The 20,724-nt window shown below is 68.4% G+C and carries 19 protein-coding genes and 2 pseudogenes; 13 read left to right on the top strand and 8 right to left on the bottom strand.

Annotated elements, in window-relative coordinates; genetic code table 11:
• Window positions 1-129 precede the first annotated feature (129 nt).
• Window positions 130-786: a GntR family transcriptional regulator gene (locus H074_RS07800; RefSeq protein WP_007029486.1), complete on the bottom strand. Its 657-nt coding sequence runs from the start codon at window positions 784-786 to the stop codon at window positions 130-132.
• A gap of 102 nt (window positions 787-888) precedes the next feature.
• On the opposite strand from H074_RS07800, the gene H074_RS07795 reads away from it, so the two are divergent.
• On the top strand, window positions 889-1,320 hold the full coding sequence (locus H074_RS07795) for a VOC family protein (RefSeq protein WP_007029485.1): 432 nt from the start codon (window positions 889-891) through the stop codon (window positions 1,318-1,320).
• Between the two features lie 194 nt (window positions 1,321-1,514).
• Window positions 1,515-1,994 carry a cupin domain-containing protein gene (locus tag H074_RS07790; RefSeq protein WP_039921845.1) on the top strand — a complete coding sequence of 160 codons (480 nt, stop codon included), beginning with the start codon at window positions 1,515-1,517 and terminating at the stop codon, window positions 1,992-1,994.
• A 3-nt stretch (window positions 1,995-1,997) separates the two neighbouring features.
• On the opposite strand, the gene H074_RS07785 is transcribed toward H074_RS07790, so the two are convergent.
• Complete coding sequence (locus H074_RS07785; RefSeq protein WP_007029483.1) at window positions 1,998-2,405, bottom strand: RidA family protein; 408 nt, start codon at window positions 2,403-2,405, stop codon at window positions 1,998-2,000.
• A 98-nt stretch (window positions 2,406-2,503) separates the two neighbouring features.
• On the opposite strand from H074_RS07785, the gene H074_RS07780 reads away from it, so the two are divergent.
• On the top strand, window positions 2,504-2,899 hold the full coding sequence (locus H074_RS07780) for a winged helix-turn-helix transcriptional regulator (RefSeq protein WP_007029482.1): 396 nt from the start codon (window positions 2,504-2,506) through the stop codon (window positions 2,897-2,899).
• Between the two features lie 72 nt (window positions 2,900-2,971).
• On the opposite strand, the gene H074_RS07775 is transcribed toward H074_RS07780, so the two are convergent.
• Window positions 2,972-3,745 carry a maleylpyruvate isomerase N-terminal domain-containing protein gene (locus tag H074_RS07775; protein ID WP_007029481.1) on the bottom strand — a complete coding sequence of 258 codons (774 nt, stop codon included), beginning with the start codon at window positions 3,743-3,745 and terminating at the stop codon, window positions 2,972-2,974.
• 297 nt (window positions 3,746-4,042) lie between these two features.
• On the opposite strand from H074_RS07775, the pseudogene H074_RS07770 reads away from it, so the two are divergent.
• A pseudogene (locus H074_RS07770) lies at window positions 4,043-5,470 on the top strand (DHA2 family efflux MFS transporter permease subunit); the annotation flags it as partial.
• A 466-nt stretch (window positions 5,471-5,936) separates the two neighbouring features.
• The gene (locus H074_RS07765) at window positions 5,937-7,667 is read left to right on the top strand and encodes a glycoside hydrolase family 6 protein (protein WP_007029479.1); all 1,731 of its coding nucleotides are present in this window, start codon (window positions 5,937-5,939) and stop codon (window positions 7,665-7,667) included.
• Window positions 7,668-7,715: 48 nt separating this feature from the next.
• On the opposite strand, the gene H074_RS07760 is transcribed toward H074_RS07765, so the two are convergent.
• On the bottom strand, window positions 7,716-9,176 hold the full coding sequence (locus H074_RS07760) for an SDR family oxidoreductase (RefSeq protein ID WP_007029478.1): 1,461 nt from the start codon (window positions 9,174-9,176) through the stop codon (window positions 7,716-7,718).
• A gap of 48 nt (window positions 9,177-9,224) precedes the next feature.
• Window positions 9,225-9,707 carry a MarR family winged helix-turn-helix transcriptional regulator gene (locus tag H074_RS07755; protein ID WP_007029477.1) on the bottom strand — a complete coding sequence of 161 codons (483 nt, stop codon included), beginning with the start codon at window positions 9,705-9,707 and terminating at the stop codon, window positions 9,225-9,227.
• Between the two features lie 106 nt (window positions 9,708-9,813).
• Between H074_RS07755 and H074_RS07750 the strand changes: the two genes are divergently transcribed.
• Window positions 9,814-11,844, top strand: coding sequence for an MMPL family transporter (locus tag H074_RS07750; protein ID WP_007029476.1), 2,031 nt, complete (start codon window positions 9,814-9,816; stop codon window positions 11,842-11,844).
• On the opposite strand, the pseudogene H074_RS39140 reads toward H074_RS07750, so the two are convergent.
• A pseudogene (locus H074_RS39140) lies at window positions 11,789-13,207 on the bottom strand (MFS transporter); the annotation flags it as partial. The gene H074_RS07750 and the pseudogene H074_RS39140 sit on opposite strands and share 56 nt — an antisense overlap.
• Before the next feature lie 119 nt (window positions 13,208-13,326).
• Here H074_RS39140 and H074_RS07745 point away from each other — a divergent pair.
• The 6 genes from H074_RS07745 to H074_RS07720 are packed head-to-tail and all read left to right on the top strand — an operon-like array spanning window position 13,327 to window position 18,001.
• On the top strand, window positions 13,327-14,547 hold the full coding sequence (locus H074_RS07745) for a cytochrome P450 (RefSeq protein WP_039921797.1): 1,221 nt from the start codon (window positions 13,327-13,329) through the stop codon (window positions 14,545-14,547).
• 5 nt (window positions 14,548-14,552) lie between these two features.
• Window positions 14,553-15,227 carry a TetR/AcrR family transcriptional regulator gene (locus tag H074_RS07740; RefSeq protein ID WP_039921840.1) on the top strand — a complete coding sequence of 225 codons (675 nt, stop codon included), beginning with the start codon at window positions 14,553-14,555 and terminating at the stop codon, window positions 15,225-15,227.
• Window positions 15,224-15,424 (top strand): ferredoxin, encoded by a 201-nt coding sequence (locus H074_RS07735; protein ID WP_007029472.1) that lies wholly within the window; start codon window positions 15,224-15,226, stop codon window positions 15,422-15,424. The genes H074_RS07740 and H074_RS07735 overlap by 4 nt, the downstream gene beginning before the upstream one ends.
• Window positions 15,421-16,590, top strand: a complete 1,170-nt coding sequence (locus tag H074_RS07730) for an NAD(P)/FAD-dependent oxidoreductase (protein ID WP_007029471.1) — start codon at window positions 15,421-15,423, stop codon at window positions 16,588-16,590. Before H074_RS07735 ends, H074_RS07730 begins: the two co-directional genes overlap by 4 nt.
• Window positions 16,587-17,777 carry a cytochrome P450 gene (locus tag H074_RS07725; protein WP_007029470.1) on the top strand — a complete coding sequence of 397 codons (1,191 nt, stop codon included), beginning with the start codon at window positions 16,587-16,589 and terminating at the stop codon, window positions 17,775-17,777. The genes H074_RS07730 and H074_RS07725 overlap by 4 nt, the downstream gene beginning before the upstream one ends.
• A gap of 2 nt (window positions 17,778-17,779) precedes the next feature.
• Window positions 17,780-18,001 carry a hypothetical protein gene (locus H074_RS07720; protein ID WP_039921796.1) on the top strand — a complete coding sequence of 74 codons (222 nt, stop codon included), beginning with the start codon at window positions 17,780-17,782 and terminating at the stop codon, window positions 17,999-18,001.
• Here H074_RS07720 and H074_RS07715 read toward each other — a convergent pair.
• Window positions 17,988-19,172: an MFS transporter gene (locus tag H074_RS07715; RefSeq protein WP_007029468.1), complete on the bottom strand. Its 1,185-nt coding sequence runs from the start codon at window positions 19,170-19,172 to the stop codon at window positions 17,988-17,990. The genes H074_RS07720 and H074_RS07715 overlap by 14 nt on opposite strands.
• A gap of 66 nt (window positions 19,173-19,238) precedes the next feature.
• Here H074_RS07715 and H074_RS07710 point away from each other — a divergent pair, with 66 nt between their 5' ends.
• Window positions 19,239-20,219: an ArsR/SmtB family transcription factor gene (locus tag H074_RS07710; protein WP_235096693.1), complete on the top strand. Its 981-nt coding sequence runs from the start codon at window positions 19,239-19,241 to the stop codon at window positions 20,217-20,219.
• Between the two features lie 3 nt (window positions 20,220-20,222).
• Here H074_RS07710 and H074_RS07705 read toward each other — a convergent pair whose 3' ends face one another.
• Window positions 20,223-20,525: a DUF1905 domain-containing protein gene (locus tag H074_RS07705; RefSeq protein ID WP_007029466.1), complete on the bottom strand. Its 303-nt coding sequence runs from the start codon at window positions 20,523-20,525 to the stop codon at window positions 20,223-20,225.
• Between the last annotated feature and the right edge of the window lie 199 nt (window positions 20,526-20,724).

The following is a 20,724-nucleotide window of genomic DNA, read 5'->3' as shown; positions in this document are numbered from 1 at the left end:
TTGAGTTAAGCCTTGGTCCACCTTGCCGTCAAGACCCTGAACGCCATTTCGCCCGCCTCGGCACCGTATCGTTCACCAGGGGCCGAGCGCGTCCTCGGCCGGGTCGTTCAAGCGGACGTTGAGCACGGATCACTTCCCGGTCAGCACATCGAGCGCCTGACCGCGGTGGGCGGCGAACAGTTCGAGCGCCTTCTCGCCGTCACGGGCGCGAAGAGCGGACGCCAGCCGGCGATGCTCGGCCGGGATACTCGCGAGGTAGCCGTCGGAACTCACGCCGATCCGGGTCAGCAGGAACAGGTACACCTGGGACCGGATCGCCTGCCACGCCTCGATGAGCCGCCGGTGCCCGGACGCCGCGTAGACCGCGTCGTGGAAGTCGATGTCGCGGCGGACCATCTCGTGCTCGTCGCGCGCCCTGTCCATCCTGTCGACGGTCTCGTCGATCGCGGCCAGCTCCGCCTCCGGCGCGTTCGCGACCACGAGGCGGACGGCCAGTTGTTCGAGCGCCGAGCGAAGACTGTCGAGTTCGGCGACGTCCACATCGGACAGCGTCGTGACGATCGCGCCGCGATGCCATTCGCTGCGAACCAGACCCTCGCGCTCCAGTTTCAGCAACGCTTCGCGCACCGGACCACGACTGACGCCGAGTGCCGCCGAAAGTTCGACCTCACGCAGCTGCGCGCCAGGCGGATAGGCGCCGCCGAAGATGGCGTCCCTGACCCTGTCGGCGACCTCGTCCGCCAGCCCGCGCCGACGCGCCGGCACCACCCTGCCGGGTTCGCTCATCCTCGTCCTTCCCATCGGAACGCCCGATAGTAACGGCGCCATACTTTGTCCTAATGTTAACATTGCGACAAGTACTCGTCCCGCCGGAAAGGACCCCTGGGCATGACCGTCCTCGACTCCCCCATCCCGCGCTTCCACCTCGCCATGCCCGTCGACGACCTGGCCGCCGCGCGCACCTTCTACGGCGAGGTCCTCGGCCTCGAACAGGGCCGCAGCTCCGAGACGTGGATCGACTGGAACCTCCACGGCCACCAGTTCGTCACGCACCTCGCGCCGGAACGGCCGCGGCAGATCCACAACCCCGTCGACGGACACGACGTGCCCGTCCCCCACTTCGGCCTGATCCTCACCGTGCCGGAGTTCCGGAAGCTGGCGGACCGGCTGCGCGCGGCGGACACCTCCTTCGTCATCGAGCCCTACGTCCGCTTCGAAGGCCAGACCGGCGAACAGTGGACGATGTTCCTGCTGGACCCGGCAGGCAACGCCTTGGAGTTCAAAGCCTTCGCCGACGACTCGCAGGTCTTCGCCGCCTGACCGGTCGTAAGTGGCGCTTCGGGTTCTCCCCCATCGGTTTGTCAGGCGAGTGGCACCACCGACACCCGCACACTGATCGATAACCTTCACATTATCGATCGGTGCGGCTTTCCGCGTTGATCAAGGCCCGGCTCCAGGAGAGGCTGATCCTGTCAGCGAGCCTGCTGAACACGGAAAATCAAGGAGACGCCACCATGTTCGACCCCATCCTCCTCCGGGCCGCCGACGCCGAGATCGTCAGCGACGCGCCGGGCAGCGAAATCACGCTGCTGGCCGACTCGGACACCACCGACGGGGGCTTCACCGCGAACCGCGCGACCCTGAAGGACGGCGTCTTCGGCACCCCGGCCCATTTCCACACCCGCGCGACCGAGTTCTTCTTCGTACTCGAAGGAAAACTCCAGGTCCTTGTCGAGGAAACCCTGCACACACTGGAGAAGGGCGACTTCCTCGCCGTGCCGCCCAAGGTGCCGCACGCCTTCGGGCCCGCCACCGGATCGGACGCCGACGTCCTGGTCACCTTCACGCCGGGCATGGCCCGCTTCGACTACTACCGGCTCCTCGACCGGGTCGCGCGCGGCGAAGCGGACCCTTCGGAGATCGCCGCGTCCTCGAAGCAGTACGACAACCACTACGTCGACAGCCCGATCTGGCGCGCCGCGCGCGGTCAGTGAGCGTCAGTCGATGACCGCGGTCGCCTCGACCTCGACGAGGTGCTCGGGCACGTCGAGCGCCGCGACGCCGATCAGCGTTCCCGGCGGGACCGGGGTGCCACCCAGTCTGGCCGCCGCCCGGTCCACGCCTTCGAGGAACAGCGCGAGTTTGTCCGGCGTCCAGTCGACGACATAGACGGTCAACTTCGCGACGTCGTCGAAGGTGGCGCCCGCCTCGGCGAGCGCGGTGCCGATGTTCAGGTAGCACTGTTCGACCTGGGCGACGAGGTCCCCTTCGCCGACAACGGTGCCGTCGGCGTCCCAGGAGACCTGCCCCGCGATGAAGACCAGTTTCGACCCGGTCGCGATCGACATCTGCCGGTAGGCGGGGATCTCCAGCAGTCCCGCGGGATTCACCAGGGTGATGCTCATCCGTACTCCTCGTCAACGGTCACTTGTGGTTACCGAGGAACTGTAGGAGAGTGTGCGACGACCTGGAAGAACGCACTTTTTCGTGACTGGGGAACCTGATGGTGACCAAGCAGCTCAACGGTTCGGACGACGCCGATCTGATGCGGGCGGACTCGCTGGCGCGGGAGATCTTCTCCGACGTCGCCAACAAGTGGGCGCTCCTGATCATCGAGACGGTCGGGGACCGCACCCGGCGGTTCACCGAACTGCGGAACGACATCGAGGGCATCAGCCACAAGATGCTCACCCAGAACCTGCGCATGCTGGAGCGCAACGGCCTGATCGAGCGGACGGTGCACCCGACGGTGCCGCCGCGGGTCGACTACACCCTCACCGAGGCGGGCCACGGTCTGCGTGCGACGGTCGACGGGATGTGCGACTGGACCCACCGGTTCCTCGGCCACATCGAAGACTCGCGACACCGGTTCGACCTTCACGTACTTCAGGCGACCTGAGCGGCGGACCGTCGTGGGCCTCGTGAGTGGTAAGGACGGTTAGAACCGTCCTTACCACTCACGAGCCTTGAGCTACGGCAAACGCACGACTCGCAGGAAGGCGGGCAACAGCCACGGCCGAGGACCACTGACGGCGATCTTCCGCGTCAGCACGGAACGCGCCTTTCCGACCCGGTGGAACAGCATCAGGTTCAGTGACGGCGGATCGAACGAGATCCGCGCGTCGACCGGGCCGCCGGGCTCCTCGACCGTCACCCGCCCCTGGTGCAACACCAGCACGACCGGGGACGTGTACGCCGACCGGAACGCCACGGCGATCCGTCGATCCCGCGGCGGCTCGTCGGTGTCGAGAAGGTGCCCGACGTCGCGGGTCAACAGGCCCACCATGAACAGATCGAAGAACAACGCCGCGTCAGCCGGCGGGATCGTCCACGGCAGCTTCAGCGCCTTGGCGATGTCCCAACCGTGGATGTGCAGTTCGTTGACGAGATGAGCGAGGACGCCGGCCAGCGGCACCTTCGAGGCCCCGAGCCAGTCCAGCGAGGTCTCCGGGTCGGCGTCCTCGGTCACCCGTAGTACTTCCTCGATGTCCGCGAGCAATCCGGTGACCAGCACACCGATGTCACGTTCCGGAAAATCTCGTAAGACCAAGGTGTTCAGTACGGAAACCGTGTCCACAGTGGTCTTTTCGACCTGACTCTGCCCGCGAGTGTCCAAAACCGGGGCACTGTCCCGCCGTACCAGCGACGTGTACATCTTCGCGATCATCGCGACGTGGGCGACCGTTTCGGCCGCCGTCCACTCCGCGGTGACCATCGCGTCCGGATCCGGAACGCGGGCCACCATTTCCGAGAATCGTGCGCCCGTCACCCGATAGGCTCGCCGCACCGAATGCCATCGATCCACCGTGATCGCTCTGGTCACAGGCCGATTTTACCGTGCTGTGGCCGGAAATCCGTACGCTCACGTGCGGTCCGATGCCTCCCGGAGATCCAGTGACCGTACTCACTACGGAAATCGACGTGACACGCACCGACCGGCACAGGCAGACTGAACGACAGATCCAGCCTCGCCTCCGTTGTCACCGTTGCCGCGCCGGAGGCGGCCCACACGGACCCGCGCCCTTCCAGGAGCCCTTCACTGATGACCGAGACCCTGCCCGAAACCACCCACGCCCAGGAACGGGCGCCGGCGAAAGCCGGGCTCCTGATCGGGGTCCTGGTCCTTTCCGCGTTCGTGATGATCCTCAACGAGACCATCCTGAGTGTCGCGCTGCGTGACCTGACCGTCGACCTTCAGGTCCCGACCACCACCGTCCAGTGGCTGACCAGTGGATTCCTGCTCACCATGGCGGTCGTCATCCCGACCACCGGGTTCCTCCTCGAACGGTTCACCCCGCGCCAGGTCTTCCTCGCCTCGCTGATCCTGTTCAGCACCGGCACCCTGGTCAGCGCGCTCGCCCCGGGCTTCGCGCTCCTGCTGACCGGACGGGTCATCCAAGCCTGCGGGACGGCGGTGATGCTGCCGCTGCTGATGACCACGGTGATGCGCCTGGTCCCGGTGGAGAAACGCGGCGCCACGATGGGCACGATCACCATCGTCATCGCGGTCGCCCCGGCCATCGGCCCGACCATCGGCGGCGCCGTGCTCTCCTCGCTCGGCTGGCGCTGGATGTTCTGGATCGTGCTGCCGCTCGCGCTCGCCGCCCTGGCGGTCGGCATGCTGCAACTGCGGCTGGACAGCGACAACCGCAAGGTGCCGTTGGACGTACCGTCGGTGGTCCTGTCCGCCATCGGTTTCGGCGGCGTGCTGTACGGCCTGTCCGTGTCCGGCGAGTCGGCGGGCGGGCACCAGCCGGTGCCGCCGTGGGCGCCGATCGCCGTCGGGGCGGTGGCACTCGTGGTGTTCACCTGGCGCCAGTTGCGCCTGCAGAAGGAAGATCGCGCGCTGCTGGACCTGCGTCCGTTCACCCATCGCAGTTTCGTCGTCTCGCTGGTGCTGACGGCGCTGTTGTTCATGTGCCTGCTCGGCGCCGCGGCCATCCTGCTTCCGCTGTACCTGCAGACCGTCCTGCACACCAGCACGTTCGTCAGCGGGCTCGCGGTGCTTCCCGGCGGCCTGGCCCTCGGGCTGCTCGGCCGTCCGGTCGGCGCGTTGTACGACCGCCTGGGTCCCCGCCCCTTGGTCATCCCCGGCGCGGCCGCGATGGCGGTCTCGCTGTGGCTGTTCGCCCTGCTCGGCCCGGAATCGCCGCTGGTCGCGGTCATCGCCATCCACGTCCTCCTGATGGGCGGCCTCGGCCTGATGATGACGCCGCTGATGACCGAATCCCTCGGGTCACTGCCCAAACATCTCTATTCACACGGCAGCGCGATCCTCTCCACCCTGCAGCAGCTCGCCGGCGCGCTCGGCACCGCCGTGTTCATCGCGGTGGCCACGGCGAGCACGACCACGGCCGGGGCGGCCAGCCCCGACGCGACGGGGATCCGCACCACGTTCATGGTCGCCGGTTGTGTCGGGCTGGTCGCGTTCGCTGGTTCGCTGTTCGTGAAGAAGAGCGCCGGAACCACCNCGGGGGGGCCGCACGCCGTCCGATCACCTTCCGGCCGTAGGCCTTGGCGGGGACCGGGCCCGGCGAGACGACGGCCACGAGCAGCAGTGCCGAGCCCGCCGCGTAGACCGGGACCACGAACTGCCAGTGCCCGCCGAGCGCCTTCACCAGCGGGCCGACGGCGCTCGGCACACCGAATGCCATCGATCCACCGTGATCGCTCTGGTCACGTGCCGGGTGAGCCCGCCACGAAAGAGGACGTGAAGTCACTCAAGCTTTGAACACCACGCGCCCGCCCGCTGTCCGGGTGAAGGCTCCACCTCCGTCAGGACGAGTCTTCCCCCGGGACGGCTCAATCCTTTGGTCGCTTTCTGGGAGCGATCCCACATTTCGGATCGGCCGACCTTGCCACGGCCGGGACACCCCTTTACGGTCCTCCATGGGAGCGCTCCCATAAATCGGATCCCGGTCGCAAGGAGGCGACGTATGAGATTCCGCGGGAAAGGTGTTTCGGCACCATCGGCCGTCGGCGCGGTACTCGCGATGGTGGCGGTGCCGGTGGTACTGGGCTCGAGCGCCGAAGCGGCGCCGGGCTGCAAGGTCGAGTACACGATCACCAATCAATGGGACACCGGTTTCGGGGCCACCGTGACCGTCACCAACCTCGGCGACCCGATCAGCGGCGGCTGGACGCTGAGCTGGGACTTCTCCGGAAACCAGCAGGTCCAGCAGGGCTGGAACGGCACCTTCGGCCAGCAGGGCACGCGTGTGACGGTCCGTGACGCGGGGTGGAACGGTTCACTCGGCACCGGCGCCACCGTCTCCCCCGGCTTCAACGGAAGTCACTCCGGTACCAACGAGAAGCCCGCCGTCTTCACGCTGAACGGCACCACCTGCACCGGTTCCACCGTCCCCACCACCACGACGTCACCAACCACGACCACCACGACACCGGGTCCGGGCGGCCCCAAGGCGGACAACCCCTACGCCGGCGCCGCGGTGTACGTGAACCCGGAGTGGTCGGCGAAGGCCACCGCCGAACCGGGCGGCGCCAGGATCGCGAACCAGCCGACCGGCGTCTGGCTCGACCGGATCGCCGCCATCGAGGGCACGAGCACGAGCCGCGGACTACGCGGCCATCTCGACGAAGCGCTCCGGCAGGCCGCCGGGAAACCGCTGGTCGTCCAACTGGTGATCTACAACCTGCCCGGCCGGGACTGCGCGGCGCTCGCGTCGAACGGCGAACTCAAGGCGGACGAACTCCCGCGCTATCGGGCCGAGTACATCGATCCGATCGCCACGATCCTGGCCGATCCGAAGTACGCCGCGCTGCGGGTGGTGACCGTGATCGAGATCGACTCCCTGCCGAACCTCGTCACCAACGTGACGCCCCGGCCGACGGCCACGCCCCAATGCGACGTCATGAAGGCCAACGGGAACTACGTCGCCGGTGTCGGCTACGCGCTGGCGAAGTTCGGCGCGATCCCCAACGTCTACAACTACATCGACGCCGGGCACCACGGCTGGCTCGGCTGGGACGACAACCTCGGCCCGTCCGCCGCGCTCTTCGCGCAAGCCGCGAAGAGTTCCGGCAGCACACTGGCCAATGTGCACGGCTTCATCGCGAACACCGCGAACTACGGGGCGCTCAAGGAGCCGTACTTCACCGTGAACGACAGTGTCGGCGGGGCTTCGGTGCGGACGTCGAAGTGGGTCGACTGGAACCGCTACGTCGACGAACTGTCCTACGCCCAGGCGTTCCGGCAGGAGGCGATCCGGGCCGGCTTCCCGGCGGAGGTCGGGATGCTCATCGACACCTCACGCAACGGCTGGGGCGGCACCGCGCGGCCGTCCGGCCCCGGACCGTCCACCACGGTCGACGCCTACGTGAACGGCGGCAGGACCGATCGCCGCATCCATCTCGGCAACTGGTGCAACCAGGCGGGCGCGGGACTCGGCGAACGTCCCAAGGCCGCGCCGGAAGCCGGGATCGACGCCTACGTCTGGATCAAGCCGCCGGGCGAATCCGACGGCGCCAGCAAGGAAATCCCGAACACCGAGGGCAAGGGTTTCGACCGGATGTGCGATCCGGCGTACACCGGTAACCCGCGGAACCAGAACAACATGTCCGGCGCGCTGCCGGACGCGCCGCTCTCCGGGCACTGGTTCTCCGCCCAATTCCAGGAGCTGCTGAAGAACGCGTACCCGGCTCTGTAGGCAGTGGGTCTCGTGAGTGGTAAGGACGGTTCTAACCGTCCTTACCACTCACGAGGCCTCTCCTTGCGCGGCACCGGTGATGTTGCGGACCATGCCGCCGAAGACCACACCGTGAAACGGCGCGATCCCCTTCCAGTACGCGTGCCCGGCCAGCCCGTGCGGTTCGAACACCGCCCGTTGCCGGTAGACAGTCCGACCGTCCTCATCGGACTCGACGCCGAGTTCGAGCCATGCCCGCCCCGGCAGCTTCATCTCCGCCCGCAACCGCAGCAGCCGCGGCCGGTCCAGGTACTCGACACGCCACCAGTCCAGCGCCTCACCGAGATGCAGCCGTCGCGGATCCCGCCGTCCACGCCGCAACCCGACGCCGCCGACGAGCCGGTCGGCCCAGCCGCGGACCGACCAGGCCAGCGGGAACGAGTACCACCCGTGTTCCCCGCCGATCGACTCGATGACGTCCCACAGCGCTTCCGGCGAGGCGTCCGTCCGCTGTTCGCGTTCGTCCACGTAGACGGTCCCGCCCGCCCAGTCCGGATCGCTCGGCAGCGGATCCGAGGGCGCGGCGGCGGTCGACGCGTCCGACCAGCGGGTCGGCACGTCGGCGTTGCGGACCCGGGTCAGCGCCAGTTCGACGGCGTGTTCGTAGTGGGTCAGGCCCGCTTCCGGGTCGGGGATGTGCTCGGCGATCGTGTGGTCGTGACAGACCACTTCATGCACCAGCGATTCGATGAGTGGTACGGCGATCGACTTCGGCACGGGCGTGACCAGGTTGACCCATTGCGCGGACAGCCACGGAGTGAGCACCGGCACGGGTACGACGGCCCGCCTCGGCAGACCGGCGACGACGGCGTAACGGCGCATCATGTCCAGATAGGTCAGCACATCCGGCCCGCCGATGTCGAAGGCACCGTTCACTTCGGACGGCAGCTCGGCCGCGTGCACGAGGTAGTGCAGCACGTCCCGGATCGCGATTGGCTGGATGCGGTTGCGCACCCACCGCGGGGTGACCATCGCCGGGAGCCGCTCGGTCAGGTAGCGCAGCATCTCGAAACTCGCCGAACCCGAGCCGATGATCACCGCGGCCTGCAGGACGATGGCGGGCACTCCGGAGTCCAACAGGACCCGGCCCACTTCGGCGCGCGACGCCAGGTGCGGTGACAACTCCTCGTCGTCCGGCACTATGCCGCCCAGGTACACCAACCGCCGCGCGCCCGCCGTCTTCGCCGCCTCGGCGACCGTTCGCGCCGCCTCCCGGTCGACGTCGACGAAGTCCTTGCGCGTCAACGAATGCACGAGGTAGTAGACGACATCGCAGTCGGTCAGGGCCGTCTCGATGGAGGCCGGATCGGTGACGTCGCCACGTTCGACCTCGACACGGTCACGCCACGGCTCCTCGGCGACCTTCTCCGGAGAGCGCGCCACCACGCGCACCTCGTGGCCCGCGTCGAGCAGTTGCGGAACCAGCCGTCCGCCGACATAACCGGTCGCCCCTAGCACCACACATCGCATTACCCGAGTGTTCCCGGCGAAGGCCTTTCGCGCACTCTGAGTCCCCGTTCAGGGTGCCAGCCGCCCGCGGACCTCCACGGTCGCGGCGATACTGCTCCGGAGGAACCGGGCGACCGTCCGCCGCTCGTCCTCCCCCATGTCCCGCCATGCTTCGGCGTAGCGCTCCCCCAGCGGCAGGAAGAACTCGGCGCCGATCCGCCGCGCCTGGTCGTGCATCCGCAACTCGACCTTGCGCCGGTCGGTCGCGCTCCGGTCCCGGTAGAGATGCCCGGCCCGCTCCAGCCGGTCCAGCACCGACGTCGTCGCCGACGCGCTCAGATGCAGGGCGCTCGCGAGCCTGCCCGGGCTCATCGGGGTGCCCATCCTGGCCGCGTCCATGATCACCGCGAGCGCGTTGAGGTCGGTCCGGTGCAGACCGTGCGCCTCACCGAACATCTCGGCGAACCGGTCCGACTCGACGGTCAGCTGCCGCAACAGGAGAACGAGCAGGTCGTCCGTGACTTGCTCGGCGTCCTCAGTGGGCTTGGCCATGACCGAAACCTCCCCTCCTGTTGCCCGGTCCGGGTGACCACTCTACTATTTCGATGGTCGAACTATTCAATCGTCGAAGTAGCGCTGTCACGGGAGCCATCCGTCCATGATCTCGGAAGTCGAACGCCCCGCCCGCACGCGGTCACGTCTGCGGTGGCTGCTCCCCGCCCTCGTAGCGGTCGCCTGGCTGATCTTCGGCGGCTTCAGCGGCCCGTACGCGGGCAAGCTGAGTCAGGTCACGGAGAACGACAGCAGCAGTTTCCTGCCGGCGTCGGCCGAAGCGACCGAGGTGGGCGAACTCCAGAAGCAATTCTCCAGCGCCGCCGTCATCCCGGCGATCGTCGTCGCCGAACGGCCGTCGGGCCTGACCGAGGCCGACAAGCGGTTCCTGACCGACCGGACGTCGAGCGCCCGGCTCATCCCCGCGCCGGAGAGCAACGCGGGCGCGCAGGTCGTCGTGCTCTTGGACGCCACGAGCGATCCCGGGGACGGTGTCGAGGCACTGCGGGACGCGCTCGCCCGCGACACCCCCGATGGGTTGAAGGTGCTCGTGACCGGTCCCGCCGCCCAGGTCGCCGACCTCAAGGAGGCGTTCGGCGGGATCGACGGACTGCTGCTCCTGGTCGCGGGTGCGGTGGTCGCGATCATCCTGATCATCGTCTACCGGAGCCCGCTGCTCCCCCTCCTCGTCCTGTTGTCGGCGGTGTTCGCGCTGGGAACGGCGAGCCTCGCGGTGTACCTGCTCGCGGATCACGACGTGCTGGCACTGAACGGGCAGAGTCAGGGAATCCTGTTCATCCTCGTCTTCGGCGCCGCCACGGACTACGCGCTCCTGATGATCTCGCGCTATCGCGAAGAACTCAGGACGACCGACGACTCCCGCTCCGCGCTCCGTACGGCCTGGCGCTCGACCATCGAACCGATCGCGGCCTCCGCCGGGACCGTGATCCTCGGCGTCCTCTGCCTGCTGTTCAGCGATCTGAACTCCAACAAGGGACTCGGCCCGGTCGCCGCCATCGGCATCGGCGCCGCCTTCCTCACGACCATCACGTTCCTGCCCGCCGTCCTGGCCTTGTGCGGGCGCAACGCCTTCTGGCCCTTCCGCCCGGCGGTGGCCTCGCCTCGCGAAGAGACCGGCGGTCTCTGGGGCCGCGTGTCGGGCTGGGTCGCCCGCGCACCGCGCACGATCTGGATCGTGACGACCGTCGTCCTGCTCGCGGGCGGCGCTTTCCTCCCCCAGCTCAAGGCTTCCGGCACCGCGCAGTCCGACGTCTTCCTCACCCCGGTAGATTCCGTCGCGGGGCAAGAAGTCCTCTCCCGCTACTTCCCCGGCGGCTCCGGTTCTCCCACGGTGATCATCACCCCCGCCGGTCAAGCACAAGCGGTCACCGCGTTGGCGCGCGTCCCCGGTGTCTCGGACGTCCGCCAAAGCGCCGAAGCGGGCGGGCTCGCGAAGATCGACGCCGTGCTGGCCGATCCCCCGGACTCCGACGCGGCCGTCGCGACGGTCCAACGGATCCGCGAAGCCGTGCACACCGTCGACGGCACCAAGGTCGGCGGGCCCACCGCGACGCTGCTCGACACGAGGGAGACCTCCGAGCACGACCGTATGGTGATCATCCCGATCGTCCTCGTCGTGATCTTCCTCGTGCTCGCCCTGCTTCTGCGGTCATTGCTCGCGCCGCTGCTGCTGATCGGCACGGTGGTGCTGTCCTTCGCCGCGACGATGGGCGTCTCGGCGCTGGTGTTCAACCACGTCTTCGACTTCCCCGGCGCCGACCCGGTCGTCCCGCTGTTCGGCTTCGTCTTCCTTGTCGCGCTGGGCATCGACTACAACATCTTCCTGATGACCAGGGTCCGCGAAGAGGCGGGCAGGATCGGCACCCGGGAGGGAACCCTGCGCGGTCTGCGCGTCACCGGCGGCGTGATCACGTCCGCGGGAGTCGTGCTCGCCGCGACCTTCGCCGCGCTGGCGGTGCTGCCCATCCTCTTCCTGGCCCAGCTGGCGTTCATCGTCGCGTTCGGCGTCCTGCTCGATACGCTCCTGGTGCGTTCGCTGCTGGTACCGGCTCTGGCGGTGGACGTCGGACGGAAGATCTGGTGGCCGTCGAAGCTGGCGAAGACCGGCCGGGAATGAACGCGGCGATCGCCAGCGCGACGAGCGCCGTCGCCGAGCCGAGTCCCATGATCAGCCGGAAACCGCCCTGAGACGGGACCTGCACCGGTCCAAAGGAGACGGTCAGCTGCGCGAGGATCACACCGGCGACGGCGCTGGAGATCGACGTGCCGATCGCGCGCATCAGGGTGTTGAGGCTGTTCGCGGCCGCCGTCTCCGACACCGGGACGGCACCCATGATGAGCGCGGGCATCGCACCGTACGCGAGTCCGATGCCCGCGCCGATCGTGGCGGACACCAACACGAGGTGCCACACGCCGGCCATAAGGACGGTGCCGAGGCCATAACCGGCGGCGACGACGAGCGCGCCGAGCATCAGCGTCACCTTGGGACCGCGGGCTTTCGTGATCCGCGCGGACAACGGGGCGGTCAGCATCATCACGATCCCGGACGGCACCAGCACCAGACCGGTGACCAGCATGGTCTGCCCCAGTCCGTAGCCGGTCGCCGCGGGCAACTGCAGGATCTGCGGCAGCACCAGCGACTGCGCGAACATCGCGAACGCGAACACGATCGACGTCAGGTTCGTCAGCAGGACCTGACGCCGGACGGTCGTCCGGAGGTCCACCAGCGGCCGGGCCACCCGCAGTTCCCAGCGGCCCCACAACAGCAGGACGAGCGCGGCGGCTCCGAACAGGCCCAAGGTCCGCCCGCTCGCCCATCCCCAGTGCGCGCCTTTGGAAATCGCCAGCAGGAGGCAGACCAGGGCGGCCGAAAGCCCCCCGGCGCCGACGAGATCGAACCGTCCGCCGGTGCGCACGTTCGATTCGGGGACGAACGCGAGCACGAGCGCGGTCACGACGACACCGAGTCCGGCCGCCGTCCAGAACAGCAGATGCCAGTCGGCGTTCTCGGCGAGCAACGCGGCGGCGGGTAAGCCGAGCGCGCCGCCGACGCCGAGTGACGCGCTCATCGTCGCCGTCGCCGAAGCCAGTCTTTCGGCCGGGAGTTCGTCGCGCATGATGCTGATCCCGAGCGGGATCACCCCGGCCGCGAACCCCTGCAACACCCGGCCGGTGACCATCGGAACCAGCGTGTCGCTGAGTCCGGCAACGACCGAACCGGCGATCAGCATGCCGAGACTGAGCAGCAGCATCCGCCGCTTCCCGTACATGTCACCGAGCCTGCCGACGACCGGTGTCGCGACGGCGCTCGCGAGCAGCGTCGCCGTGATGACCCAGGTCGCGTCCGCGGGCGAGGCGTCCAGGAGTTCCGGCAGCTTCGGGATCAGCGGGATGACCAGGGTCTGCATGAGCGAGACCACGATCCCGCCCAGCGCTAACACCACCACGACCAGTCGAGGACGCGGCACGGGCTGAGTCATACAAGGCCTCCGGAGGGGGATCGGGAGCGAACGGCTCCAACTTAAGTCAGTTGATTGACTTATGCCAACGACACGGGCACTGTTTGAATCACCGGACCACCACGCTGAAGGAGCCTTCGATGACGCAGAGCGACCTGGATCGGCTGCCGAGCTTCCCGTTCCCGACCGAGGCCGCCCTGGCACCACCCGCCGAATGGGCCGAGTTCCGCGCGAAGTGCCCGGTCGCCAAGGTCACCCTCGCCAGCGGCGACGAGGCGGCGCTGATCACCCGCTACGCGGACGTCAAACGCGTCCTTTCCGACCCGCGGTTCACCAGGCCGACCCCCGCGGACAAGGCGGCGCGGGTCGCGGACACCGAATCCGGCGGGGTCTTCAACAGCGAGATGGCGGGCGTGATCCCGCAACACGGCGAAGCGCATCTGAAGTGGCGCCGGATGCTCGGAAAGTGGTTCACCGCCAAGCGGATGAACGCGCTGCGACCGCGGATGGAGGCGATGGCCGTCCAGCTGATCGACGAGATGATCGCGAAGGGCGAACCCGCGGACCTCAAGGCGGGTCTGGCCTTCCCGCTGCCGGTCTGGGTCATCTGCGACATGCTCGGCGTCCCGGACACCGACCGGGAACGGTTCGCCCACTGGTCCGACGTCATGCTCAGCATGACCCGCTACACCCAGGCCGAATTCGACGTCGCGCAGGCGGAATTCGGCCGGTACATGGGCGGGCATATCGCGGCCAAGCGGGCGGAGCCCGGCGAGGACATCCTCAGCGCGCTCATCACCGACACCGACACCGACGGCGAGCGCTGGTCCGACGCGCTGCTCGTCGCGACCGGGATAGGCCTGCTCATCGCCGGGCACGAGACCACCGCGAACATGATCGCGAAGATGGTGGCGATGCTGCTGGAGGACCGGAGCCGCTGGGAAGCGGTGCTCGCGGACCGGTCGCTGATCCGCACCGCCGTCGAGGAGTCCCTGCGAATGGACGCCAACGCAGGAATCGGCATGTCGCGCTACCTCACCGAGGACTTCGAGGTCGGCGGGACGATCTTGCCGTCGGGCACCACCGCGATGTGCAGCATGGCTTCGGCGAACCGCGACGAGAGCGCGTTCGAAGCCGCCGCCGACATGACACTCGACCGGAGTCCGAACCCGCATCTGGCGTTCGGCGCCGGCGCGCACGCTTGCCTTGGGCAGCCGCTCGCCCGTACCGAACTGCAGGTCGTCCTCGGTGTCCTGCTGGAGAAACTGCCCACACTCGAACTCGCCGTCGCGGCGGAGGACCTGCGCAAGGTCGAAGGGCTCGCCGTCGGCGGACTACGGGAACTGCCCGTGCGATGGTGATGCCCATGACGAGTGAGATCACCGGTGCCCGCGCCGAACGGGCGCACGCGACGCGGGAACTGATCCTAACCGCGGCGGAGCGGCTGTTCGCCGAACACGGCGTGTTCGCGGTGTCCAACCGCCAGGTCAGCGAAGCGGCCGGGCAGGGCAACAACACCGCGGTCGGCTACCACTTCGGCACCAAGGCCGACCTGGTGCGCGCGATCGCCCGGCGCCATTCGGGGCAGATCGAAGAGATCCGCCGCCGGATGCTCGCCGGCATCGGCGACAGCACGGACCCGCGGGACTGGATCGGCTGCCTGGTCACCCCGGTGGCCGAGCACCTGGCCACGCTCGGGAGTCCCACCTGGTTCGCGCGCTTCGGCGCGCAGGTGATGACCGACCCCGCGCTCCGCCCGATCATGGTCGAGGAATCGCTGACCTCGCCGTCACTGGTGCGGATCGTCGAAGGACTCCACCGCTGCCTGCCCGATCTGCCCGCCGACGTCCGCGCCGAGCGCGGCGACATGGCCCGCCAGCTGCTGGTCCACATGGTCGCCGAACGCGAACGCGCCCTCGCCGAGGGCACCCCCACTCCCCGGTCCACCTGGCACGACGCCGCGACCGGGCTCATCGACGCACTCGCCGGGATCTGGCTGGCACCGGTCACTCCCGGCCCGGACGAGGGAAAAGGACCATGAAGATCACCGTCGACCAGGACAAATGCTGCGGCGCCGGAACCTGCGTGCTGCTCGCCCCCGACGTGTTCGACCAGCGGGAGGAGGACGGCATCGTGCTCCTGCTCCAGGAATCGCCCGCCCCGGGCTCGCACGACATCGTCCGCGAGGCCGCCGACGTCTGCCCCGGCGCCGCCATCACGGTGAGCGAGAACGCGTGACGGTGCTCGTCGTCGGCGCCTCAGCCGCCGGCCTTGGAACGGTGGAAGCCCTGCGCCGCAAGGGTTACGCGGACCGCATCACGGTGCTGGGCGCGGAGGCGCATCTCCCCTACGACCGGCCCCCACTGTCGAAACAAGTCCTTTCGGGACACTGGGAGTCGTCGCGAACCCAGTTGCGCCCGGCCGAACGGCTGTCCGCTTTGGACGCCGAGTTCGTCCTCGGGGACGCGGCCGTTTCGCTGGACGTCCGGGAACGCATCGTCCACTCGGCCTCGGGGCGATCACTGACCGCGGACGAGATCGTCATCGCGACCGGACTGCGACCGCGCACCTTCCCCGGCCAGACCGACCTCGACGGCGTCCACGTTCTCCGCACTCTCGATGACGCGCTGGCCTTGCGGGCGGGCCTGTTGAGCTGCTCCCGGGCGGTCGTCGTAGGCGATGGCGTCCTCGGCACCGAAATCGCCGCGAGCGCCGCCGGGATGGGCGTGCCGGTCACCCTGGCGGGCCCGCAACCGGCTCCGCTGGCTGCCCAATTCGGCCCGGTCATATCGGATCTGCTGGCGGAGTCGCACACTTCGCGCGGCGTGGTCCTGCGGCTCGGCGCAGCGGTCACCGGGCTGGATTCGCGCGACGGGCGCGTCACCGGCGTACGGCTGGAAACCGGCGAGGTGCTCCCCGCGGACGTCGTCGTGGTGGCGTTCGGCGCCGCACCGGCGACGGAGTGGCTCGAAGGCAGTGGACTGGCGCTGGCGAACGGGGTCGTCTGCGATTCCCGATGCCGCGCGGCGGAGGGAATCCACGCCGTGGGCGACGTGGCCCGTTGGCATCACGAAACACTCGATGTGGCCCTGCGGCTGGAGAACCGGACCAATGCGACCGAGCAGGCGGGCCACGTCGCCGGCGTCATCCTCGGCGACGACCGGCCCTACACCCCGGTCCCCTACTTCTGGACCGACCAGTTCGACACCAAGATCCACGTGCACGGAATCCTTTCCGCGGACGCCGATGTGTCCACTGTGGAGGGATCGGTGAACGAAGGCCGGTTCGTCGCCGAGTACCGGCGGAACGGCGCGGTCACCGGTGTCCTCGGCTGGAACATGCCCAAACAAGCCCGCCTGCGCCGCCCGGAACTCACCGGGGTTCTCACTGGAGGAAAGCCTTGACCACCGCCCCGTCCTTTCCCGCCGCCAGGGCTGCGGGCTGCCCGTTCGACCCGCCTCCCGCCATCCGGTCGCTGCAGGAGGAAACCCCGCTCGCGCGGGTCCGGCTGTGGGACGACAGCACGCCGTGGCTCGTGACCCGGTACGCCGACCAGCGGAAACTACTCTCGGATCCCCGCGTCAGCGCCGACATCACCCGGCCTGGGTACCCGAGTCCCACTCCGCTGCGCGGTGGCGCCATCAGTTTCATCCTGATGGACGATCCCGAACACGCCCGGCTGCGCCGGATGGTGACCGCGCCGTTCACCATCAAACGCGTGGAGGCCATGCGGCCCGGTGTGCAGGAGATCGTGGACGACCTGATCGACGAGATGCTGGCCGGACCGAACCCCGCCGACCTCGTCACGGCGTTCGCGCTTCCGGTGCCTTCGCTGGTGATCTGCCAGTTGCTTGGCGTCCCCTACGCGGATCACGATTTCTTCCAGGACAAAAGCAATGTCCTGATCAACCGGGAAACCGGCCCGGAGGCCAAGGCCGCCGCGGGTGCCGCCCTGAGCGAGTACCTCGACGAGCTGATCGGCGAGAAACTCGAGAAACCCGGCGAAGACCTGCTCTCCGGTCTCACGGAGCGGATCCGCACCGGTGAGCTGACCCGGCAGGAAGCCGCCCAGATGGGCGTCCTCATGCTGATCGCCGGGCACGAGACGACGGCCAACATGATCACGCTGGGCACACTGGCATTGCTCGAACACTCGGACCAGCTGGCCCTGCTCCGCGAGACCGACGACCCGAAACTCGTCGCCTCCGCCGTCGAAGAACTGCTGCGCTACCTGCACATCACACACAACGGACGTCGCCGGGTCGCGGTCGAGGACATCGAAATCGCCGGGCAGGTCATCCGGGCGGGCGAAGGCATCATCCTGGCCAACGACATCGGCAACCGCGATCCCGACGTCTTCCCCGATCCCGACCGGCTGGACCTTCGCCGCGACTCCCGTCGTCACGTGGCGTTCGGCTTCGGCGTGCACCAGTGCCTCGGGCAGCCGCTGGCACGGATGGAACTGCAGGTCGTCTACAGCACGCTGTATCGGCGTGTCCCCACCCTGCGGCTCGCCACCGAACTGTCGGAGATCAAGTTCAAGCACGACGGCTCGGTCTACGGGGTGTATGAACTGCCCGTAACCTGGTGACCATGAGCGATGATCAGGACGCCGTCGACGAACGGATCCAGGACGCCGGCGAGCGCGGCGACCTCGACGAACTCCGGCGGCTGGCCGACGGCGGCAGCAGTGACGCGGCGGACCAGCTGATCGAAACGGCGACCGAGCTGGGCGCGTTGGACGAACTGCGGCGGCTGGCCGAGCGCGGCAACCGGGACGCCGCGGATCAGCTGGCCGAGCTCACCGAGGAGTAGCGTCCCGCATCGCCGGGATCAGCACCGGAAGCGCGGCCAGGAGCGCCAGGCCTCGGACGACACCCGCGACAGGGTAAGGAACGCGAAGCCCGAACCTGTGCGCGATCAGCCCGCCGGTCAACGCGCCGAGCGGCATCAGTCCCCAGCCGAGCAGCCGGTAGACGCCGTTGACGCGGCCGAGCAAGGACGACGGCACCTCCCGCTGACGAACGCTGACGGTGACTACGTTCCAGATGGTCGTCACGAAACCGCTCACCGCCAAGAGCGCACCGAGCACGGCCATCTGGGGGCTGAACCCGATCCCGACGAAAACAACGGCGTTCACGGCGAGCGAGACAAGGAGCGCACGAAGATCGCCGAGCCGGGCGACCAGCCGCGAGACCACGATTCCGCCGGCGACGCCGCCGAGCGCCGCCCCGGCGAGCAGCATGCCGAACGCTCCAGCGCCGAGACGCAGCACGTCGGTCACGAACAGCACGAGAGTCGCGTTCCCGAGCTGGCCGCAGAAAGTGTTGACGCCCAGCAGCAAAGCAAGAGTGCGAAGCAGGCGGTGCTTCATCAGCCAGCGAACTCCATCGAGGACCTTCGCGCTTTCCGCCTGTCCGCGTCGCCCGGGCAGCCTGACCAGAAGTACGGCGGCGAGCACGAACGACATGGCGTCGACGGCGAACGGGAATGTCCAGGCGAGCGCGAAGAACAGGCTTCCGAGAGGCGGCCCCAGGAACTGCCTGCCGACGGTCGTCGCCACCTGCTGTCTGCCGTTCGCCTGATGCAGCAGCTCTTCCGGGACGAGGTCCGGAAGAGCCGTTTGCGCGGCGTTGTCGTAGAAGACGTCGCACGACCCCAAAGCGAACGCGAGGAGGGCGAGCACCGGCACACTGATCATCCCGGCCGCGACAAGTGCCGTGAGCACACCGACGATCAGGGCCTGGAGTGCTTGAGTCCGCCACATGAGCGCGGTCCGGTCGACCCTGTCCACGACGGATCCGGCGGTGAGCGACAGCAGAAGCCACGGTGCGTACGTCGCGACCGAGACCAGGGCGACGTCCCTCGCGTCATGGCTCACTGTCACCGCCAGCAAGGGCAGCGCCGCTGCGAAGACACCGTTGCCGAGGCTGTCGATTCCGGTGGCCCACCACAGTCGTCGGTAGGCGCGGGGCAGGTCGGGCATGGTCGGATCGTGGCGACGTCCGGTGTTCCGGGGACACCTTTCAGCTCGGGGCTACATACTCGGGCGATGCCGATGACCATCGAACTCGGCGTCGCCGAACTGGCAGCGACCCGGTTCGCGATCTCGCCGCTCTCCGAAACCGTGGCCTGTCTGCTTCAGATCGCCGGCCTCGACCGGAATACGGTCAATCTGCCCTGGCTGCGGTGGGCGCGGGAAGAACTCGATCGCGAACCCCTCGATCTCTCCTGGACCTGGCCACTGCTCGTGAACGGCAGGCTGAGCTGGCCGGAGTTCCTCGTCCCCGCCCCGCGGGACTCAAGTGCTTCCCTCGAGAACGACCTCGACACGGTGCGGCGAACCCCCGAAGCCCGGGTGAGAGCGAGCCTCGATCGGGTTTTCGGCGCAAGGCTTCCCCGCAACGTTGCGACACTCGCCGACAACCCCGCATCCGGTCTGCGGGAGATCGCCGACGAACTACGCGAAGCCCATGACCGCCTCGTCGCGCCGCACTGGCCGCGGATGCGGGCGGTGCTGGCCGCCGACGTCGGGTACCGCGCGCGGCAACTGACCGCAGGCGGTGCCGAGCGGTTGTTCGCGGATCTGCATCCGGACCTGCGCTGGCATACCGACCGGGTGACACTGGCCGGCGAGCGCTGGCGGAACCGGCACCGTGTCGTCGCGCGAGGGCCGGGCGGTCTCGTGCTGATGCCTGTCGTACTCGGTTCGCCCTACGTCCTGATCAAGAACAACACCTCGACCCAGACCACGATCCGCTATCCGGCGCGGGGAACCGGCGCGCTGTGGACGGCCAAGACTCGAGCACCGGGGTCCGGCACCGTGCGGCTCTTGGGCCGAATGCGGGCCACTCTCCTCGCGGCGCTGTCCTCCCCCGCGACCACGACCGACCTGGCACGTGCGCTGGGCGTGACGCCGAGCGCGGTTTCCCAGCACCTCAAGATCCTGCGGGACAGCGGACTGGTCGCGCGTGAACGCTCCGGTCGCAGCGTCCTCTATCTGACGACCCCGCTCGGCGAACGCCTGCTTTGACGGTCAGCGGTCGATCAGCTCGACGGTCACTTTCGCTACATCACCCTCCTCGATCCCTTCGGCCTCGCGGACCGCTTTCTTGACCGGCAACACGTAGGCGCCGCGTTGGGAGTCCGGGAAGATCGAGGTCTTCCATCTGCTGCCACCGATACCGACCTGGACACGGACCGCCCCGAACCCGCGGCGCGGACCGTCGGTGATCTCACGGATCTCCTCGGAGATGTCCCGGGGCAGGCTGACGAAGGTCCAGGTCTCCCCGCGGCGGGCGTCCCAGACCCAGAGTTCGGCATCGAACACGACGATCATCGGTGGAGCGTCGCACACGGGACCGACGATTTGCTCGGTGGTGCACGCGGCCAGTGCCTGAGACGCTGTGAAGGCCTCCTTCCCTACCCTCACAGTAAGGAAGGAGGCCTTCACGGCGTCAGCACCGGTGTCTCTACAAGGGACTCACCAGTCCGGACTCTTGCACTTTCCGTAGGTCAATGCAGGGAGCGGCCGAGGA

This window comes from Amycolatopsis decaplanina DSM 44594, assembly GCF_000342005.1.
GTDB classification, from domain to species: Bacteria; Actinomycetota; Actinomycetes; order Mycobacteriales; family Pseudonocardiaceae; genus Amycolatopsis; species Amycolatopsis decaplanina.
Note: the sequence above shows the minus strand (reverse complement) of the source record. Positions and strands in the feature narration are given on the sequence as shown.

Coding starts and splice junctions, on each gene's coding strand:
- H074_RS07760 (WP_007029478.1), bottom strand. CDS start 9,176: ATGCGATGTGTGGTGCTAGGGGCGACCGGTTATGTCGGCGGACGGCTG.
- H074_RS07765 (WP_007029479.1), top strand. CDS start 5,937: ATGAGATTCCGCGGGAAAGGTGTTTCGGCACCATCGGCCGTCGGCGCG.
- H074_RS07715 (WP_007029468.1), bottom strand. CDS start 19,172: ATGCCCGACCTGCCCCGCGCCTACCGACGACTGTGGTGGGCCACCGGA.
- H074_RS07785 (WP_007029483.1), bottom strand. CDS start 2,405: ATGAGCATCACCCTGGTGAATCCCGCGGGACTGCTGGAGATCCCCGCC.
- H074_RS07800 (WP_007029486.1), bottom strand. CDS start 786: ATGAGCGAACCCGGCAGGGTGGTGCCGGCGCGTCGGCGCGGGCTGGCG.
- H074_RS07790 (WP_039921845.1), top strand. CDS start 1,515: ATGTTCGACCCCATCCTCCTCCGGGCCGCCGACGCCGAGATCGTCAGC.
- H074_RS07740 (WP_039921840.1), top strand. CDS start 14,553: ATGACGAGTGAGATCACCGGTGCCCGCGCCGAACGGGCGCACGCGACG.
- H074_RS07775 (WP_007029481.1), bottom strand. CDS start 3,745: ATGGTGGCCCGCGTTCCGGATCCGGACGCGATGGTCACCGCGGAGTGG.
- H074_RS07755 (WP_007029477.1), bottom strand. CDS start 9,707: ATGGCCAAGCCCACTGAGGACGCCGAGCAAGTCACGGACGACCTGCTC.
- H074_RS07735 (WP_007029472.1), top strand. CDS start 15,224: ATGAAGATCACCGTCGACCAGGACAAATGCTGCGGCGCCGGAACCTGC.
- H074_RS07780 (WP_007029482.1), top strand. CDS start 2,504: ATGGTGACCAAGCAGCTCAACGGTTCGGACGACGCCGATCTGATGCGG.
- H074_RS07750 (WP_007029476.1), top strand. CDS start 9,814: ATGATCTCGGAAGTCGAACGCCCCGCCCGCACGCGGTCACGTCTGCGG.
- H074_RS07705 (WP_007029466.1), bottom strand. CDS start 20,525: ATGATCGTCGTGTTCGATGCCGAACTCTGGGTCTGGGACGCCCGCCGC.
- H074_RS07795 (WP_007029485.1), top strand. CDS start 889: ATGACCGTCCTCGACTCCCCCATCCCGCGCTTCCACCTCGCCATGCCC.
- H074_RS07745 (WP_039921797.1), top strand. CDS start 13,327: ATGACGCAGAGCGACCTGGATCGGCTGCCGAGCTTCCCGTTCCCGACC.
- H074_RS07710 (WP_235096693.1), top strand. CDS start 19,239: ATGCCGATGACCATCGAACTCGGCGTCGCCGAACTGGCAGCGACCCGG.
- H074_RS07720 (WP_039921796.1), top strand. CDS start 17,780: ATGAGCGATGATCAGGACGCCGTCGACGAACGGATCCAGGACGCCGGC.